We start from the raw sequence: 18494 nt of genomic DNA, 5'->3' as shown, positions 1-18494 counted from the left end.
ACCGTGTCCCCGACCACTCCCGGGGCGGACCGCCGACGCTTCTGGCCCCGCTGGCGGGACTACGGCCGCCCGCGCGAACTCGTCGTCCGCTACCTGCTGTTGCTGTTCGTCCTCGGCATCACGATCGGCCCGCTGCTGTGGCAGCTCCTGGCGTCGCTGAAGGGCGTCGGCGAGGACGTCTTCGGCTCGAACGCCTCCCTGATCCCCCACCACCCGACGCTCCGCGCCTACCGCGAGATCTTCGACCAGGTCCCGGTGGGCACGTACATCAGGAACAGCGTGATGATCGCGCTGCTGTCGATAGCGAGCCAGCTCGCCTTCTCGACGATGGCCGGCTACATGCTGTCCAAGCCGGGCTGGAAGGGCAAGAAGGCGGTCTGGGTCCTCCTGCTGGCGTCCATGATGTTCCCCTTCGAGTCCATCATGGTGTCGCTGTTCCTGAGCATCCGGGACCTGGGCCTCGTCGACCACCTGGCGGGCGTCTGGCTCCCCGGCTTCATCGGCGCGATCAACGTCCTGATCATGCGGGCGGCCTTCCTGGCGGTCCCGCGCGAGATCGAGGACGCGGCGATGCTGGACGGCGCGGGCGAGTGGAAGCGATTCCGCTACCTGTACCTGCCTTCGGCGTACGGCGCGATCCTGGTCGTCACCATCAACACGTTCATCAGCGCCTGGGACGACTTCCTCTGGCCGCTGATCGTGCTCCGTTCCGAGGAACACTTCACGCTGACGCTGGGCCTGGCGAGGCTGCAGACATCGTCGTTCGGGTACGACCAGCGGATGGTGATGGCGGGGTCGGTGATCTCTGTGGTGCCTGTGCTGGTGCTGTTCGTCATTACACAGCGGTGGTTCTATCGGGGGGTGGCTTCCGGGGGTGTGAAGCTCTGAGGGACCTGAGGGGGAGAAAGGGGCTCCTTGGCGGAGCCCCTTCCCCAACAGGGTCCTACTTCTGAATGGCTTCCCATTCTTTTGCGTACCGTTCGACGAGCAGCCACAGTTCGGCCATCGTCGGACTCATGTCCTTTCGCGAGGAAAGGTACGTACGCAGGTCCTGACCTGAACGGCGCGCTTCGATGACGTGTGCCAGTACGTCGTCGTCCTCCACGTACATCGCGTATTCGGGCCAGAGGAGCCCGAGGAAGGTGTGGTAATCCACACCGTCATCCCCGGATTCATCCCACTCGTCCCGATAGGTGCCGATGTCGTCGAGTGATGCTCGACCGTTCAGGACGTCCTCGACGAATGTCATGGGTTGATCTTCCGGCCCTTCACTGGCGGCTTGTAGATGTGTCCTCCGTTGGGATCGGCGCTCCCGAGGTGCTTACCGTTCTTGTCGTAGACCTCGATGTCACCATGGGTGTAATCCCATTCGAAGTACCGCTTCTTCGACCCTGATTTACCGTTGCTCTTCGTCTTGCCCTTGTACGGGGTCAGCTTCTTCCAGTACGGGGAGGTCGAAGGAGTGGACTTCGCCGTGTGATGGTTGTGGTGGGCGATCCACACGCCCGCCTTGTAGACGCCGTAGGTCAGAATACCCAGCGCGATCAGACCGGCGACGATCCAGCCGAGGGGATTCCACCAGTCGGCCACGGCGAAGAATCCGAGTGCCGCTACCGCCGCGAATCGTCCGTCGAGGTCGTAGCAGTTGACGGGATCCGCCGTGCAGTAGTCATAGGCGTTCGCGTTGCCACCGTAGAGCGAGTCGACCTGGAGGAAGCGACCTGTCGTCGGGTCGTACAGGCGGACGCCCATGAGGGTGTAGCCGCTGAGTGTGCCGGACGACCGTTGGTACGAGCCGAAGGCACCGTAGGCGGTGGCCGCCGTGTCGTCGAGCGCGTTGCCGAATTCGTCGTAGTGCTGGACGGTGCTGGCGATGCTGGTGTCCAGGGGTTGCTGGACGGTGATGTCGCCGTGAACGTTGGCGAGTTGGAGGACGGTGTCACCGGCGGCCGTCGTTGTGGCGGCCAGGCCGCCGGTCAGGTCGGTGACGTTGCGGACGGTGGTGCCGCCCGTCCTGGCCCAGGTGGGGCTGTCCGACGAGTCGCTGTAGTGGTTGGTCGTCGTGGTGTTGGTCGTCCAGGTGCCGTCGGTGGCCTGGGCCTGGGCGGTCTGGGCGGCGAGGCGTCCGGCGGCGTCCAGGGCCCAGGTGTTGCGGCTGGTGCCGACGGTCTCGGAGGCGACCAGGTCGTTGGTGTAGTAGCCCAGGGTCGTGGCACCGCTGGTGGTGGTGCGGCCGAAGGCGTCGTAGGCGTAGCCGGAGTTCACCAGGCGGTCGGCGCTGTCGTACGTGTACGACGTGGTGGCCGTGGTGGTGTCGGCGGTGCTGCTGTCGCAGTCGTCCGAACTGGTGGTCAGCGACTTGCGGTTGCTGTTCGCGTCGAAGGTGTAGGCGCGGGTGGTGCAGCCGCTGGTGGTGGTGTTGACGGCCTGAGTGAGGTGGCCGGCACTGTCGTAGGTGTAGTCGGCGTCGGTGGTGGTGCCGTCGGTCTGGGTGTGGCCGGCCTGCTGGCCGTTCACCGTGTATCCGGCGGCGTCGGAGGCCACTGTGGTGCCGTTTGACGTGACGTACTCACGGCCGGTCTCCTGACCGGTGGTGTCACTGGTGACGGTCAGGGTGTAGCCGCCGGGCAGGGTCTCGGAGGTGAGGGTGCCGTCGGCGTCGTACGTGCCGGTGAAGGTGCCCGCGACCGAGTCGGTGAGCGTCGTGACGTTGCCCGCGGTGCCGTAGGCGTACGTCCTGGTGGCCGGGACCGAGTCGGTGGTCTTCACCGGTCGGTCGAGGATGTCGTAGGACGTGGTCGTGGTGTTGCCCGCGCCGTCGTCGTAGCCCGTCTGGCGTCCGAGGTCGTCGTAGGTGTAGGCGATGGTCTGGCCGTTCGAGGTCTGGGTGGCTGCCTGGCCGTTGTCCTCGTCGTACGTGACCGTCGTGTCCGGGGTGCCCGTGCCGATGCCGCCGGTCACGGCGGTCCTGGTGACGCGGCCCGCGCTGTCCGTGGTGTTGGTGGTGGTGCGGGTCGTGCTGTTGGCTGTTTCGGTCTTGGTGGCGAACTGCCCCCAGCGGTCATAGGTGTAGACGGTGGTGACCGCTTGGCCGGGGTTGCTGCCGCCGCCCGTGATGGCGGCCGTGGGTGCGGTCCTGCACAGCAGTCCGGCCCAGGCGACGGAGCCACAAGTGCCGGTGTCGCCTGCCGTGTAGTAGGTGTAGTTCACGGTGTTGGCGTCCGAGCCGGTCGAGCCGGCTGTGCGGGTGGTGGACGCCCGCCCGGTGCTGTCGTACGCCGTCACGATGCCGGTGGTGTCATCGCCGCTGCTGGCCTTCTCCTGGCCGGTGGACCAGTCGTAGGTGGTGGTCACCGTGCGGGTGTCGGCGTCGTTCAGGTATCCCGCGACGGCGGCACCGGTCGCTGTGGAGGTGACCAGATCCGAGACGGCGGCGTCGCCGGGCCGGTTCTCGTCGTAGCTGTAGGCGGTGTGGGCGCGGGCCGGGGTCACCGTGCCGGGGGCCAGCGTGGACTCCGTGGTGGTACCGGTGAGCTGCTTGGCCAGGGTGACCTCGTGCAGCGGGCCGTACTCGTCCACGAGCTTCTGACCGTCGGCCGAGTACTGGGAGACGGTGGCCAACTGCCGGGCACGGTCCGCGGTGGACAGGTCGGCCAGGCCGAGGGCGGCCAGTTCGCCGGAGGCTCCCGTGCTGGTTCCGAGGGCCAACTCGCGGTTGGCAGCTGCCAGGTTGATGACCTGGTTGCCGTAGTCGTCGTACCCGGTCGTGGTGATCGAGCCGCCGGGGTTGGCAGTGTTGGTCTCCTCGCCGTTGGCGTTGATGTACGTGATGACGGCCCGGCCGTACGAGGACGACGTCAGGCCGCTGCCGGTGTTGGAGGTGGGGACGCTGTCCGCGGGGAAGACGGCGGTCGCGTCGGTGGGTGCCTCGTCCTGCGCCCAGGTCGCCACGGTCGTGGCGTCCATCTGGTGCGGGGCGGTGGTGCCGGAGAGCGGCACGTCGTAGACGACGGTGGTGGCCGCCGTACCGGACGTGGTGCTCGCGGAACCCTCGGCGAGTGCCGCACGCGATGCCTTGAGCAGCATGCCCGTGCCCGAGGTCAGCGCGGAGCCGGCCGTACCGTAGCTGAACGTCCAGGGGAGTTCACCGGGTTCGGTGAGGGTGGCGACGCGGCCGTCGGAGCCGTAGGTGTACGTCGTCTTCAGCGCGGGGCTGATGCGCGGGTCCCAGACCTGGGTGAGCCGGCCGGAACTGTCGTAGGCGTAGGACTCGACGGTCTCGGCGGTCGAGGCGGAGGCGGCAGGGCTGGTGGCCCACAGCTTGATCGCCTTGACCTGGTTCAGGTAGTCGCCGACCGCGCTGGATGTGGCGGTGGTGGCCGTCGCGTACACGAACTCCAGGACCCGGCAGCCCTTGGTGGCCGGATTGGCCTGGCAGGTCGCGGCGGTGACAGCCGTGGTCGGGGAGATCACGTACTTCGGCCGGGCCAGCGTCGAAGTGCCCGACGTGACCGTCTGCGAGACGGTGGTGAGCGTGGTGTCGTCGACCGCCGACGCCGACGAGGACAGCGTCCAGCTCGCCACACCGGTCGCCGCCTTGGCGAACACCGTGGCGTTGGCGTCGGTGTCGGTCAGGGTGAACGTCGACCCGCCGACCGTGCCCGTCAGGGTCAGTTCCTCGGCCCCCGTCTGGGGCGCCCAGCTGCCGTCCGAGTTCAAGGTGAAGGCGATGGAGCCGCCGTCGCCGGACAGCAGTTCCACGGAGTAGTCCGAGGTCTTGCGGATCCCTGTGTACCCGCTCGCCTCAGCGGCGACGGTGGAGGTCCAGCCAGGGCCGAAGATCTGCGCCTGGCCCTCGGTGTCGGTGGCGTTGGCACGCGAGGAGTACGTCCGCACAACGCTCGCCTCGAACGCCGTGGCGTCGGTGGCCGAGAGGGTGAAGTCACCAGTCAGCTCGTTCACCTGCCCCGGCCCGACCTGGGCGGTGGGCGCGGTGCCCGCGTCGCGGTCGAGGGTGACGTCGGTGGTCTGCGAGTAGCCGGTGGCGCTGCCGTTGGTGAACGCGGCGCGCAGCTGGATCACGCCGTCCTCGGTGAGGCTGGAGACGGTGTTCCAGACCAGCTTGGTGGCGGTGCCGCCGGTGACGGCGACGGGCCAGGCGGAGACAGCGGCGCCGGAGGCGGTGACGTCACCGACGGGCACGGTGTGCCAGGAGTCGGTCTCACCACGCCGGTACTGCCAGGTCACACCCGTGTAGGAAGTCAGCCCCTTGGCGGACAGCGTCAGCCGGCGGGCGGTGGTGTCACCGTCGGCCGGGGAGAGGATCGCGGCCCCGTCAGCGCCAACACCGAAGCTGTAGGCGGTGGTTGCGGTGGAGAGGTTGCCGCCTGAGTCGATGGTCCGCGCATACAGCGTGTGCCAGCCGTTCGCCGGGTTGATGCTGACGGACTGCGCGTCACCGCCGGTGCCGTTGGTGGTGTCCAGCTGCTTGTTCGGCAGGGACGCGTCGTCCAGGCCCCACTGGAAGCCGGCACCGTCCGTGGAGGTCGTGTCGATCGTGCACGACACGGCGGCGGAGACCTTGGCCGTCCAGCCGTTCTCCGTATACGTGTCACACGTAACGGTCGGCGCGACCGGCTTGGCCGTGTTCAGCACGAAGGTCGTGTAACCGGTCCAGGAGCCGTAATCGGTGCCGTCGTAGGCCCGCACCCGGTAACGCAGATGACTCCCCGCAGGGAACGCCGAAGCGGACGGAATGGCCCGCGTCGACGTGGAACCGGAGGTCACTGTCGTGCCGTATCCGGTGTACGTGTACGTGGTGTCGGCGTATGCCGGATCCGCGGTGATCTCGTACTGCGCCTGGGCGTTGGCCCCGTCCGCATCCGTCACCTTCGCCGACAGCGTCGGGGTCAGCGAAGTGACGTACCGCTTGCCGTTGTAGGCGTTGACCTGCGACGGCGCGATCGCCGTCGAACTCGGCACCGCCGGGTAGGAGTTGTACGTCACCGTCAGGTGCGGCTCGGTCGAGCCGTCCCCGGACACGTAGTTCGCGGAACGGTAGCGCCGCCAGGTGGTGGAGTCGGTCTCCGAGGCGCCCGCGATCCGCACACCCTGGTTGGTGGAACCGTCCGCCCACGCCTGCACGATGGCGTCGATGTCGAAGTTCACCGTTCCCGCCGGGCAGGAAGCGCTGTAGCCCTTGGCCGCCGTGCTGGTCACCGCACCGGTCGTGGTGGTGGCCGGCTGAACAGCCCAGGTGATGTCGGAGGAGGTCCACGTCCCGGTGACCCGCCGCACCTCCGTCCCCGCACCGGTGGTGGCACAGGTCGAGGAGTAGTACGAATACAGCGCGAGGTTCGTGTCGGTGATGTGCTTGCCCTTGAAGGCGGCGACATCGAACCTCAGGTACGAACGGGCCTTGGTCGTGCCCGCGTCGTAAGTCCCCGACTTCAGCTCGTCCGAGGACACCTGCGAGTCGGTGTAGTTGGTCGCCACCCACGTGTCCGCGGTGACCGCGAGGGTGGAGGTCGGGTCGACAGTGACGGGATAAGTCAGCTTGTTGCCGGTGAAGTACCCGGCGTCCGGGGTGAGAACGAGGGTCTGTGACCCGTCGGCAGCGGTCTCGACCTTGGTGGCGACCCTGGCCTGGTGCTTCGACTCGCCGGACTTACGGTCCTTGGAGGAGTCCCACATCATCGGCGCGGGCGCCTCGGCGACCAGCTTGCCGGCCGCGTCCTTCAGCAACAGGTGCCCGGATCCGGCCACCGACAGCTCAAGCCCCTTCAGCCGCATCGGGATCCGGTACTCCAGCGGACCCTCCGGCGCCTTGTCCAGGACCACGTTCTGGCTGAAGCCCTGCGACAACGCGGTCACCGTCAGCTTCTGGCCCTCCCCGAGGTCGTAGGAAGCGGTGTCGTCCTTCACGGACGGGGTCGGCAGCTTCTCCTGCCAGCCCATCCCGAACGACCTGGCGCCCTTGGTCACCGACGCCAGCGAGGTGTCGCCGCCGTCCGAGACTGTGATGTCCGCCGCCGCCACCTCCGGCTCCAGAGCCGCACCCTCGTCGGACAACGCGGTGTCGATGTTCCGCCAGACACCGTCCACCCGCTGCCGGATCGGCGCCGCGTACGTCGATGTCTGCAACTGCCCGTTCGCCAGCGCATACGTCGTCGACGACGCCGAACGCTCCGACGACACCTCGATCTTCCGACCCTGCAACCGCGCCATCAACAACGCCGCAGCCGTCGAATCCGCCGACGACGCCGCCGACTTCGTGTCCTTCGATGTCGCCGAGACCTCGGCAGTTACGGAAGCGGCGAACACCGTCCCCGACGCCACCGACACCAGCGCCGTTTCCGCCGCCAGCACCGCGGCCACCGCCAGTGCGGTCCGTCTCAGCGAGATACGCGGCAGTCTCGCCCGCCCCCCTGAACCCGGAACCCATCTCCCCTTGAGCCTCAACACAACCCCTGTCATCACGCTCTGACGCCGAGTGCGCCGCGAGCGGCGTGATCAGATCACAGGAATCTAGGAAGAAGATCACCGGTTTCTTACCTTGGCCGCAAGGTACCTACAAATCGCGCCAACCATCCTGACATTTGTGATAAATCACCGACGATCCCAAGCGACTGCGCTTACAAACGAGGTTCGTTTGACGAGATATCCACCCACATCGGACAACTCAAAGCCACGCGTATGGCTGAAAGTTGTGATGGGGTTGTGATGACGGATGCGCTCCGCCGAGAAGCCGTCCTACGCCTCCAGCGTGGGGTTCAGAACCGGCGGCCGGGTGCTGATCGCCGGGGCCGAGGTGCAGGCCGTCGGCGAGGCAGCGCATTCCGTCCTCCCCCATGGGCGGGGTTGCCGAACAGCGGCGTGTCCTAGGCGAACGCGTCGGTCGTCACCGAGGCGTTCGCCGACATCCTGAGCAGGAAGGAGGCGGTGCCATGATGCCCGCCGACCTTGAGACCGACTCCGTTCGACCGGATCGTGGCCGCCTGCCCCGCCCAACCCGCCCGCTGCCCGCCACACTTGTGACACCCCCGTGACCGGAGCTATGGCCTCCATCACACGCACAGGGTTCACGCCCTGATCAGATAACCGGATGCGCAGACCAGCCCCCCTCCGCCCGGCTCTCGCCAGAACCGCCCCCTTCCTGTCGGCTGTCGCCACGACCGCTCTGCTGCTCACGGCCTGCGGGACGGAGCACGCCGGCGCCAGGAACACCGGCGCCGGCGCGGCCGAAGGGCCATCCGCTACGCAGGTCGACGATCCGGGCAAGGACGGCGTACGCATCACCTCGCTGACCCTCCCGACGGCCTCGCCCTCGCCCTCGTCCACCCACAGCTACTCCGTCTCCGCCGACAGCCTCGCCACGGACTCGGGGGTCAGCGCCGGCTACGAGGTCACCAACGGGAGCACCGAGACCCTGACCTACTCGGTCGTCTTCACCTTCATGAGCGGTGACGGCGGGGCCGTGACCAACCAGACCTCGACCGTGCGCGACGTCGGCCCCGGGAAGACGGTGCGGGGCACGGTCCGAGCCGGGGAACTGCCGCCCGCCGCGCCACGGGTGACGCAGGCCAAGGTGCTCGAAGTGACCAAGGTCCCCGCGAGCGAGGCGCCGGCCGCGCCGGGCACGTGCCCTGCCTCCGGCATCCGGGTCAGCGCCGACGAGGGCGACGCGGCCATGGGACTGCGCGTCGTGGGCCTGCACCTCGACAACTGCGGCACGCGTGACTACACCGTCGAGGGCTACCCAATGCTGGAGCTCCTGGACAACGAGCTCAAGCCCGTCGACGGCGTCGAGATCCTCGACGGCAGCGGCGAGATCACCACCGGCGCCGGGCCCGACAAGCAGCCCCGTCCCATCACGCTCACCCCCGGCGAGTCGGCGACCGCCGGCCTGGTCTGGCGCAACACCACCGAGTTCGGCACGCCGGTGAACGTGCCCTACGTACGGGTCCGGGCGAAGGCCGGCGCCGCCCCGGTGACGGTGAACCCGAACCTCGACCTCGGAACCACCGGAAAACTCGGGGTCCGGCCGTGGGAGAAGGCTGAGCGCTAGGTGTTCTGTCCGGGGAACCGTTATGGACGGGCGAGGTAGCTCCCGGCTCCGGATCACGAGGCGGGCGTCGATCCCCTGGAGGGGCTTCCATCGCCGGCACCGAGTCGGACGGCTTGCGCGAGGCAGCGCATTCGGGCGAGGGCGTATACGGGTGCGCAGTGGATGCCGGTCGCGGCGGCTACGCCGATAACGAAGCCGGGTTGGGGTCGGGGCACAGCAACTGCGGGGTGCCCCGCCCCAGGTGGGGTTGGCGTCCCCACCTCGCATACGTTCAGCACCCAGCACCCAGCCCCTGGTCCGGGCCGGCGCAGGATCCGTATCTTGGCGCCATGGTGGACAAGGAAAAGCCGAAACTGTTCGAGAACCACTGGGTCGACCCGTCGAATACGGACCATCAGGGATCGGAGCCCTACCAGGACAGTTGCTCGTGCTTCGATCAGTACAACGTGCGTCCGCACGCCCGCGTCGATTTCCACGCCGAGCTTCAGGACACCTCCTCGGCAGGCTGGCAGCATCTGCTCGCGCTGATCGACGAGGCGGCCTCCGACGGTCGGGAGGAGTTCCGTCCGCTGGCCGAACTCAGCCCACAGGAACGGCGGCAGATCGTCACTCTGCCTCCGTCCATCTCCAAACTGACAGCGGTCAGACACCTCATGCTCTACGGCAGCAACCTGGTCCGGGTTCCGCCCGAGATCGGTGCCATGACCAGCCTGGAGCAGTTCACTCCCTACACATCGAACCGCCTGCACTGGTTCCCGTACGAGATCACCAGATGCTCTCGGCTGGTCCGCAGCACGGTCAGCACACGGTCGTTGTTCGGCAACTACAAGTTGCGTCCGCAGTTCCCACGGCTCCAGCCGCCTCGGAGCTCCGCCGCGGAAAACGATCTCCCCGATCTGGCCGGCCTGGACCCCAGTCGCTGGGGAGCGACAGCCATCCGCTCGTGCAGTGTCTGTGACCGGCCGATAGAGAAGGGCGGATTCCGCCAGGTCTGGATCTCCTTGCGCGTGGCTACCGACGTCCTGCCCTTGTTGGTCAATGCGTGCTCGTCAGCATGCGTGGCGGCTCTCCCCGGCGGAACCAAGGACTACAGTCCATCGCCGCACCAGGGCGGCCAAGTCGACCAGCCCGCGCCCGACTGGGACTGAGGCTCCCCGGAAACCACCCATCAAATGTTGCGATAGACGTCGCGACGGTCACCGACCCTGACGACCAGGATGACGAGCTCGCCGTCCAGAACCTGGTACGCAACCCGGTAGCTGCCGACTCGGAGCTGGTACAGACCAGTCGGTCCGGTGAGTTTCTTGACGTCGGCGTCTTCACGGTACGGGTCGTCGCCGAGAGCGGTCAGCGCGGCGAGAACTCGCATTGCGGCTGGTCGGTCGATTGCGCGGAGTTGCCGCTGTGCAGCCGTCGTAAACCTGAACGCGTACTTCACGCCGCGCCCGCATCCCGCTCGGTGAACAGGTCGGCAAGCAGCTCGGCCATGGTCACGGTGGGGCCGCCCTCGGCCAGAACGGCTTCCGCCTCGCGCGCGAGCAGTTCGTCCGCCGCGTCTTCCAGTGCGTTGAAGTCGGCGATGGGTACGAGAGCTGCCACTGGTGCGCCATTGCGGGTGATTATCGTCGGGGTGCCCTGCTCGGCACGGTTGATGTGGTCTGCGAGGTGGGCACGGGCTTCGCGTACGGTCACAGCGCTTTCATCCATGACTCCAGTGTACGCGCCTCCGTGTACACAGGCGCGGGGGCCGTGAGGCGACGCCATGACCGGTGGCGGATGCTGGTTTCTCGTCATCGAGCGCCAGCGGGGCGCCCTGGGCTCTTCCGCCTCGGATCGGCCCGTCCGTGCTCTGATGGGGTCCAGCCTGACTCGACCGCCCATCACCTACTCGGAAACCCACGGCCCGTGTCAGCACCCTCCCCTAAAGTCGCCCCGTGACCCACGCGCCCGCTCCCTCCCACCTCGCCGCGATCCGTGATTCGTACGACACCGTCGCCGCCGACTACGCCCAACTCGTCAAGAACCCGGCGGAGTTGGATCCCTTGTCGCGCGCGATGCTGGCCGCGTTCGCCGAAGCCCTGCAGGTGGCTGACCTCGGCCCGGTCGCGGACCTGGGATGCGGTCCCGGCAAGGTGACCGCGCACCTGGCAGCCCTGGGTGTGCCCGCGTTCGGCGTCGACCTGTCCCCGAAGATGATCGAGCTGGCCCGCCGGGCCTATCCGGACCTGGACTTCACCGTGGGCTCGATGACCAGCCTCGCGATCCGGGACAGCGAACTCGGCGGCATCCTGGCCTACTACTCCACGCACCACACCCCACCGGAACAACTCCCCCTCGTCTACGCCGAGTTCCACCGCACCCTCGCCCCCGGCGGCCTCCTGATGCTGGCCGGCCACGTGGGAGACGACGAGTATCTACACCTCCGCCCGACGCAGGCGTACGGCGGCCACCCGGTGTCCTACGAGTCCCACCTGCTCCCGGCCGAGCGGATCGCCGAGCTGCTGAACCGGGCCGGACTGGTGATCACCTCGCGGCTGGTGCAGGAGCCCGACGAAGGCGCGCGCAGGACAGTCGCCACCTTCCTGGCCCGGAAACCCGAACGCTTGTTGGCGCCATAGCCGGAACGAGGAGGACCGCTGTGCCGAACGAAGAATTCTGCGCCCTCATCGACCTGCTTGGTGGCGAAGCGAACCCAGGAAGGAGGCACGGTTCAGGGGGCGAGGTGCCGGCGCCCTTGCTCATCTCGCCCACATCGACATGGAGATGACCTTCACCCAAGTGTCGGCAGCACTGGATATTCCCCTTCCGCCAGAAGTGCCCCGTCCGGCCAATGCCACCCCACCCACGGCTGGAAGTGTCGCCGCACGCGAACGGCTGGCCGAACTGCGAAGACGCCACCGCCCGTAACCGCATCATGCACAGCCGATGTGCCGTCGTCGTGGGCGTTCCGGATGGCAGGCGGGTCTCACTTCTTCACAGCCTCCGCGATCACCAGGGCGGCCTGGTCGGGCGTGAGGTGTGTGGTGTCGATGACCTCGGCCTCGGCGTGCAGCCAGGTGCGGGCCGCCTCGGCGTAGGGCTCGAGGTATTTGAGGCGGAACGGGGAGTCGGGACCGAGGACGGTGTCGTGCGCGATGCGGCCGCGGAGGGTGTCCTGGTCGGCGTGGAGAACGAAGTGCCGTACGGGGATGGCATGTTGGGCGAGGCCTGTGCTGATCTCGCGCCAGTACTCCTCGACCAGGACGGTCATGGGTATCACCAGGGTGCCGCCGGTGTAGTCGAGTACGCGGCGGGCGGTCTCGACGACGAGCGGTCGCCACGGCGGCCAGTGCTGGAAGTTGTCCGTGTCGGGCAGCCCCGGGGTGATGTCCATGAGGGTCTCGCCGACCTTCTCGGCGTCGAACACCCTTGAATCCGGGATCAGTTGCTGCACGAGGGGACTGGTCGTCGTCTTGCCCGCGCCGTGGGTTCCGTTGAGCCATACGATCATGGGACCGACGCTAGCGCTCTGCGGGCCCCGGCAAGGGAGATTAGTGTGGCGCGGTGACAACCCAGATGATCATTCTCAACGGTGGTTCCAGCTCGGGGAAGTCCGAGATCGTACGGTGTCTGCAAGCCGTAATGCCGGATCCGTGGCTGGCGTTCGGGTGCGACTCGTTCGTCGACGCCCTGCCCGCGAGGATGCAGGAGTCGGACGCGGGGATCGGGATCACGGCGGACGGCCAGGTGAGCGTCGGTGAGGACTTCCTGGCGCTGGAGGCGGCCTGGCGGGAAGGTGTCGTGGCGATGGTCCGGGCGGGCGCCCGGGTCGTCATCGACGACGTCTTCCTCGGCGGAGCGGCGTCCCAGCAGCGGTGGCGTAAGGCTCTTGGCGACCTGGGTGAGCTTGGTGAACCGGGCGTGCTCTGGGTCGGCGTCCGATGCGAGAGCGCCGTCGCCGCAGGCCGCGAGGCCGCCCGGGGAGACCGGGCCCGGGGGATGGCCGCGGCGCAGGCGGACGTGGTTCACGAGAGCGTCGTCTATGACCTGGAGGTCGACACGTCGCGCACCGAGTCCCTGGTGTGCGCGCGAACCATCGCCGCCCGCGTACACGACGGCGAGGACCCTGTCGGCTGATCACTGATCCGGCGTCTCCCCGAACCCACACACGGCATCATGCAGGCGTGATCACCATTCATCTCAAGTACGAGATCGACGCCGACAAACTCGACGACTTCGAGGAATACGGCCGCCGCTGGGTCCGGCTCGTCAACCGTTTCGGCGGGACGCACCACGGCTACTTCCTGCCGAGCGAGGGCGACAGCGACATCGCCTACGCCCTCTTCACCTTCCCCAGCATGGCCGCGTACGAGCAGTACCGCACGGACAGCATGTCCGACGCCGAGTGCCAGGAAGCGATCCAACTGGCGCGTGACACCCGCTGCATCAGGCGGTACGAGCGACGCTTCCTCCGGCCGCTCGACGGCCCGTCCTAGTGTGTCCCGGAGTTCATGCCGAACGCCGAACGCCGCAGGGCGCCCTGGGACACTGCCATGACTTGTCATCCTGCCGGGCCGCCCGTGACGATCACCGGTACGGCGTCCAACGCCCCGCGCGCCGACTCCGCGACCCGGATCTCCACGCTCCCCGGCAGTACCGCCCGTTCCAAGTCCCCGTCCACCTGGGCGAGTTGATCCACCCCGAGAGCGAACGTGACCGTACGGCACTCCCCCGGCGCCAGGTCGATGCTCCGGAAGGCGCGGAGCTCCAGGGTCCGGGGCCACACCGTCGTACGCAGCGGGCGGATGTACAGCTGGACAACCGAACGCCCTGCCAGTTCCCCGGTGTTGGTCACCTCGACCGCGCAACTGGCGCCGTCCCGACCGATGTTCGGAGCCCCGTACTCGAACGTCGTGTACGTCAGGCCGTGCCCGAAGGGGTACAGCGGCTCGGCGTCCTCGTCCGCGTACGACCCGTACTCCGTGTCCTTGTGGTTGTAGTGGACGGGGAGTTGGGCCGCCGAGCGCGGCACCGAGACCGGGAGGCGGCCGGTGGGGGCGGTGTGGCCCAGGAGGATCTCGGCGATCGCCTCGCCGCCCCAGGGGCCCGGGTACCAGGCGGACAGGAGGGCAGCCGCACGCTCCGCCGCCTCCGGGACCGCGTGCGGGCGGCCCTGGACGAGGACGACGACCGTGGGTGTGCCCGTCGCCGTCACCGCGTCCAGCAGGGCGTGTTGGGCCCGGCCCAGGCGCAGGCCGGCCAGGTCGACGCCCTCGCCGCAGGTCATTTCCGAGACGATCGTCCGGGCGGCGCCGTTGGCGTCGAACTCCGTGTCCGGGGTACGGGCGCTGCTGCCGCCCAGGACCAGTACGGCCAGGTCGGAGGCGGCTGCCGCCTCCACCGCCTCGGGGATGCCGGAGAGGTCGTCGCCGGTCAGGGCGCAGCCTCGGGCGTGGCGGATCTCCGTCTCGGGGAGGGTGAGGCGGTTCAGGGCGGCCAGGACGCTGGTTCCTGTGCCGGGGCGTTGGGGGGCCGTGTAGTCGCCGAGTTGGTGGGCCGTGGTGGCGGAGTGCGGGCCGACGACGGCCATGCGGGAGACCCTCGCCGGGTCGACGGGCAGGACGCCCGCCCTGTTGTGGAGGAGGGTGACGGCCGAGCGCGCCAGGGCTGTGCTCAGAGAACGGCCGGCCTCGGGCGAAGGGGGCGGCAACTCGGCTGCCGCATAAGGGTGTTCGAAGAGGCCCAGGCGGAATTTCAGGGTCAGGACGCGGGACACGGCCGCGTCGAGCACCGACTCCTTCACCAGGCCCCGTTCCACCGCCTCCGCCAGGTGCGTGAAACCCTCGTCCCAAAGGCTCAGGTCGATACCGGAGTTGAGGGCGAGAGCGCCTGCGGAGACCTTGTCGCCGGTGATGCGGGCCAGGCGGTCCACGGCCAGTCCGTCGGCCATGACCAGGCCGGCAAAGCCCCAGCCGCGATCCCCGCTCCCGCTCCCGCGCAACAACCCGTTCAGCAAAGAGCTGTTGGCCGAACACGGGATGCCGTCCACCTCGTTGTAGGCGGCCATGACCGCCGCGGCACCCGCCCGTACGCCGGCCCTCGCTGCCGGGAGGTGGATCTCGTGGAGTTCACGGGGGCCCAGCTCAGACTCGGCCGAGTTCCGGCCGCCGACGGTCGCACCCTGGCCGGCGAAGTGCTTCAGGACCACCGGAGCCTTGTCCGGGGAGAATCTCCCCTGCTCGTCCACGTCCCCCTGCGCGCCTCTCACCAGCGCCTCCGTCAGACGCGCGGCAAGGTACGGGTCCTCCCCGAAGCACTCCTCCGTACGTCCCCAGCGGGGGTCGCGGGCGATGTCCAGCGCCGAGACCAGGGCCAAGTGGCCGCCCCGGGCGCGGAGTTCGGCGGCGGCGTGGGATGCCGCCCGCTCGTACAGGTCCGGGTCCCAGGTGGCGCCCACCGCCAGGTTGACGGGGAGGACCGTGCCGTCGAGGGCCATGAGCCCGTGCGGTACCTCCTCGACGAACAGGGCCGGGATGCCGAGGCGGCTGCGTTCGAGTACGTGGCGCTGGACCAGGTGGGCCAGTGCCGGGCCCGTCTGCGCGTCGGCGCCCGTCGAGTGGTCGACGCCGGACCAGGCGTCGGCGCGCAGGAGGCCGTACAGGGCGCCCAGGCCTTCGAAGCGGTCGGTCTCCTCGTACAGGGCCTCGGTCAGCTCGAACTCGCCGTCCGGGCGGCGGCGGTAGGCGTCCCAGCCGTACATCCGCTGGTTGAGCTGGCCGACCTTCTCGCGCAGTGTCATCCGGGCCAGGAGGTCGGCGACACGGGCGTCGATCGGGGCGGCGGGGTCTCGGTAGAGAGGGGACACGGTCACTGGTTGTGCTCCGGGTGCGTGTCGGGCCCGCTGTCGTGGGCGAGTCGGGCCAGGGCCACCGCGCCCCGGCTGCCGTCGGGGACCCAGTGCGCCTCCAGGCCGAGGGCGCCCAGCTGCCGGTCCAGGGGAACGGTCAGTGGGCCTTCCGGGCCGAGCAGGCCGCCCGTCACGACCACCGACTCGCCCGGCCTCGGCTCCAACGCCCGTACACAGTCGGCGAGATGACCGGCCGCCTCGTCGAGGATCGCCTGCGCGAGAGCATCCCCCGCCCGGGCCGCCTCGGCGACCAGCGGGGCGAACCGGGCCAGCCGGACCGGCGGTTCCGCCATGACGGCGGGCAGGACGTGCCGGCGGTAGGCCTCGCGGGCCGCACGGGGCCAGGGCCGACCGACGCCGCCCTCACTCCCGCACGCCGATGCCTCACTCCCGTACCTCGACGCCTCACCCTCGTACGCCGATACCTTCCCCTCGTACGCCAACGCCTCGCCCTCGACCGCGAGCGCCGCGTCCGGCACCCCCAACTCCCGTCCCACCAGCACCGCCAGAGCCGTGTCGCCGCCCCGCCGGTCCGCCATGCGCAGGGCGACCCGGACCGCTTCCCGGCCGATCCAGAAGCCGCCGCCGTCGTCGCCGAGGAGCCAGCCGTCGCCGCCGACGGTCTTCTCGCAGTGGCGGGCGGTGATGCGCATCGCGACGGCGCCCGTACCGGCGACGAGGGCCAGCCCGTCCGCCGGGGCGCCAGGGGCGGCGGCGAACGCGGCCTCGATGTCACTGCAGATCCGGATGTCCCGCGCGCAGATGCCGAGCCGCCGCAGGGCTTCCGTCAGCGCGGCCAGGGCGTAGACGCGGCCTGGTTCGTCGGCCGTGCCCGCGGCGCCCGCGAAGCCGCCCGCGACGGCGACGACCCGGGGCCGGTCCGGCTCCGGCACCGCCCGGGTGAGTGCCTCGGCGAGGTGCTCGGTGAGCTGCGGTACGGGGACGGTGAGGGCGTTGCCCGGACCGGCGACGCCCTCGCCGAGCACGCGCCCGTCGGAGGCCGACGCCAGCACGGCGCGCGTACGCGTGCCACCGGCGTCGAGCCCGACCACGAGGGCGTCGAAGGCAGCCGGACCGTCCTCGTCCCGGCCGGGATCCTGACCCGAACCCCGGCCCGAACCCCGGCCCGAATCCCGATCCAGGTTCCCGTCCGAGTCCCTGCCCAAATCCTGGTTCAATTCATTGCTCATCGCGCACTATGGTGGTTCATACATTCGCCGAGGACAAGACCCGACTCGCGGCCCGGCGCAGTCACGCACGTCCGAGGAGGACCCGTGAGCACACCCCCCGCCCTGTCTCCCGCCCCTCGTTTCGGCGTCAACTACACGCCGCGCCGGGGCTGGTTCCACTCCTGGTACGACTTCGACCCGGCCCTCGCCCGCGAGGATCTGGACCAGATCGCCGGGCTGGGCCTGGACCACGTACGGATCTTCCCGCTCTGGCCGCTGCTCCAGCCGAACCGCACGCTCATCCGCGCCTCCACCGTCGACCAGGTGGCGCAGCTCGTGGACGTGGCGGCGCAGGCGGGCCTCGACGTCATGGTGGACGGCGTACAGGGCCACCTCTCCAGCTTCGACTTCTACCCGGAATGGACCCGCAGCTGGCACCACCGCAACGTCTTCACGGACCCGGAGGCGATCGAGGCGCAGGCCGAGCTGCTGCGGACACTGGGCCGCGCGCTCGCCGGCCGCCCGAACCTCCTCGGCCTCCAGCTCGGCAACGAGCTCAACAACCTGGTCGAACACAACCCGGTGACGGTGGCCGACATCGACCACTACCTCGACACACTGCTGGCCGCCGCCCGCGCCGGACTGGGCCCGGCGGGCGCGGCAGGCCTGGTCACACACTCCGCGTACGACGCCGCCTGGTACAGCGACGACCACCCCTTCACGCCGGAGGCCTCGGCCCGCAAGGGCGACCTGACGACCGTCCACCCCTGGGTGTTCTCGGCCGACTGCGCCCGCCGCTACGGCCCCCGCTCCCCGCAGGTCCAGCACCTGGCGGAGTACGGCGTGGAACTGGCCACCGCGTACGCCGAGGACCCCGCCCGGCCCGTCTGGGTCCAGGAGACCGGCGCCCCCGAACCGCACATCCCGGCGGCCGACGCCCCCGGCTTCGCCCGCGCGACCGTACGCAACGCCGTCGACTGCGCCAACCTGTACGGCGTCACCTGGTGGTGCTCCCACGATGTCGACCGCTCCCTCGCCGACTTCCCCGAACTGGAGTACACCCTCGGCCTGTTCGACTCCACGGGCCGCCCGAAGCCCATCGCCGAGGCCCTCGCGGAGACGGTCGCCGAGCTGCGCGCCGAACCCCGCCCCGCCGAACCCCGTACGACCGCCCTGGTCCTGCACTGCACTCCGGGCACGCGCTCGGTGTCGGGGCCCGGGGGTGCGTACTTCGAGGCGTGGATGCGGCTGCGGGCGGAGGACGGCGTACGCCCGGCGGTTGTGCTGGCGGAGCGGGCCGAGGACGAGGCGTACTTGGCCGCGCGGGGGATCAAGGAAGTCGTACGGCCCCTTTGAGCGGGGCGATCAGCGA

At 69.2% G+C, this 18494-nt stretch carries 15 protein-coding genes; 8 read left to right on the top strand and 7 right to left on the bottom strand.

The genetic code is table 11. The features are described 5' to 3' along the window. Positions 1-3 precede the first annotated feature (3 nt). A complete protein-coding gene (locus OG734_RS28510) occupies positions 4-888 on the top strand; it encodes a carbohydrate ABC transporter permease (protein ID WP_330293813.1) in 885 nt (294 codons plus the stop codon). Between the two features lie 55 nt (positions 889-943). Here OG734_RS28510 and OG734_RS28505 read toward each other — a convergent pair whose 3' ends face one another. Both OG734_RS28505 and OG734_RS28500 read right to left on the bottom strand, forming a co-directional pair. Further along, the gene (locus OG734_RS28505; protein WP_330290336.1) at positions 944-1249 is read right to left on the bottom strand and encodes a hypothetical protein; all 306 of its coding nucleotides are present in this window, start codon (positions 1247-1249) and stop codon (positions 944-946) included. Further along, on the bottom strand, positions 1246-7104 hold the full coding sequence (locus OG734_RS28500; protein ID WP_330290335.1) for a DNRLRE domain-containing protein: 5859 nt from the start codon (positions 7102-7104) through the stop codon (positions 1246-1248). The genes OG734_RS28505 and OG734_RS28500 overlap by 4 nt, the downstream gene beginning before the upstream one ends. Between OG734_RS28500 and OG734_RS28495 the strand changes: the two genes are divergently transcribed. The 3 genes from OG734_RS28495 to OG734_RS28485 all read left to right on the top strand — a co-directional run bounded on the left by OG734_RS28495 (position 7082) and on the right by OG734_RS28485 (position 10215). Beyond that, positions 7082-7486 carry a hypothetical protein gene (locus OG734_RS28495; RefSeq protein ID WP_330290334.1) on the top strand — a complete coding sequence of 135 codons (405 nt, stop codon included), beginning with the start codon at positions 7082-7084 and terminating at the stop codon, positions 7484-7486. The genes OG734_RS28500 and OG734_RS28495 overlap by 23 nt on opposite strands. A 618-nt stretch (positions 7487-8104) precedes the next feature. Continuing rightward, positions 8105-9067 carry a DUF4232 domain-containing protein gene (locus OG734_RS28490; protein ID WP_330290333.1) on the top strand — a complete coding sequence of 321 codons (963 nt, stop codon included), beginning with the start codon at positions 8105-8107 and terminating at the stop codon, positions 9065-9067. A 329-nt stretch (positions 9068-9396) separates the two neighbouring features. Continuing rightward, a complete protein-coding gene (locus tag OG734_RS28485) occupies positions 9397-10215 on the top strand; it encodes a leucine-rich repeat domain-containing protein (RefSeq protein ID WP_330290332.1) in 819 nt (272 codons plus the stop codon). 20 nt (positions 10216-10235) lie between these two features. Here the strand turns inward: OG734_RS28485 and OG734_RS28480 are convergent, their stop codons facing one another. Further along, complete coding sequence (locus tag OG734_RS28480; protein WP_330290331.1) at positions 10236-10505, bottom strand: type II toxin-antitoxin system RelE family toxin; 270 nt, start codon at positions 10503-10505, stop codon at positions 10236-10238. Then, positions 10502-10774: a type II toxin-antitoxin system Phd/YefM family antitoxin gene (locus OG734_RS28475; protein ID WP_330290330.1), complete on the bottom strand. Its 273-nt coding sequence runs from the start codon at positions 10772-10774 to the stop codon at positions 10502-10504. The genes OG734_RS28480 and OG734_RS28475 overlap by 4 nt, the downstream gene beginning before the upstream one ends. Positions 10775-11001: 227 nt before the next feature. Between OG734_RS28475 and OG734_RS28470 the strand changes: the two genes are divergently transcribed. Then, positions 11002-11685, top strand: a complete 684-nt coding sequence (locus OG734_RS28470) for a class I SAM-dependent methyltransferase (protein WP_330290329.1) — start codon at positions 11002-11004, stop codon at positions 11683-11685. A 347-nt stretch (positions 11686-12032) separates the two neighbouring features. On the opposite strand, the gene OG734_RS28465 is transcribed toward OG734_RS28470, so the two are convergent. Next, positions 12033-12557 carry an ATP-binding protein gene (locus tag OG734_RS28465; protein WP_330290328.1) on the bottom strand — a complete coding sequence of 175 codons (525 nt, stop codon included), beginning with the start codon at positions 12555-12557 and terminating at the stop codon, positions 12033-12035. Positions 12558-12610: 53 nt separating this feature from the next. On the opposite strand from OG734_RS28465, the gene cpt reads away from it, so the two are divergent. Together cpt and OG734_RS28455 are read left to right on the top strand one after the other, a co-directional pair. Beyond that, positions 12611-13183, top strand: coding sequence for a chloramphenicol phosphotransferase CPT (cpt, locus tag OG734_RS28460; protein ID WP_330290327.1), 573 nt, complete (start codon positions 12611-12613; stop codon positions 13181-13183). Positions 13184-13230: 47 nt separating this feature from the next. Then, positions 13231-13542 (top strand): NIPSNAP family protein, encoded by a 312-nt coding sequence (locus OG734_RS28455; RefSeq protein WP_330290326.1) that lies wholly within the window; start codon positions 13231-13233, stop codon positions 13540-13542. A gap of 65 nt (positions 13543-13607) precedes the next feature. On the opposite strand, the gene OG734_RS28450 is transcribed toward OG734_RS28455, so the two are convergent. After that, positions 13608-15917, bottom strand: coding sequence for a glycoside hydrolase family 3 N-terminal domain-containing protein (locus OG734_RS28450; RefSeq protein ID WP_443064925.1), 2310 nt, complete (start codon positions 15915-15917; stop codon positions 13608-13610). Next, the gene (locus tag OG734_RS28445) at positions 15914-17143 is read right to left on the bottom strand and encodes a BadF/BadG/BcrA/BcrD ATPase family protein (protein ID WP_330290325.1); all 1230 of its coding nucleotides are present in this window, start codon (positions 17141-17143) and stop codon (positions 15914-15916) included. Before OG734_RS28445 ends, OG734_RS28450 begins: the two co-directional genes overlap by 4 nt. An 84-nt stretch (positions 17144-17227) precedes the next feature. On the opposite strand from OG734_RS28445, the gene OG734_RS28440 reads away from it, so the two are divergent. Continuing rightward, positions 17228-18478: a glycoside hydrolase 5 family protein gene (locus OG734_RS28440; protein WP_330290324.1), complete on the top strand. Its 1251-nt coding sequence runs from the start codon at positions 17228-17230 to the stop codon at positions 18476-18478. Positions 18479-18494 lie beyond the last annotated feature (16 nt).

This window comes from Streptomyces sp. NBC_00576 (genome assembly GCF_036345175.1).
Taxonomy (GTDB): domain Bacteria; phylum Actinomycetota; class Actinomycetes; order Streptomycetales; family Streptomycetaceae; genus Streptomyces.
This window is presented reverse-complemented; position numbering and strand designations above follow the sequence as displayed.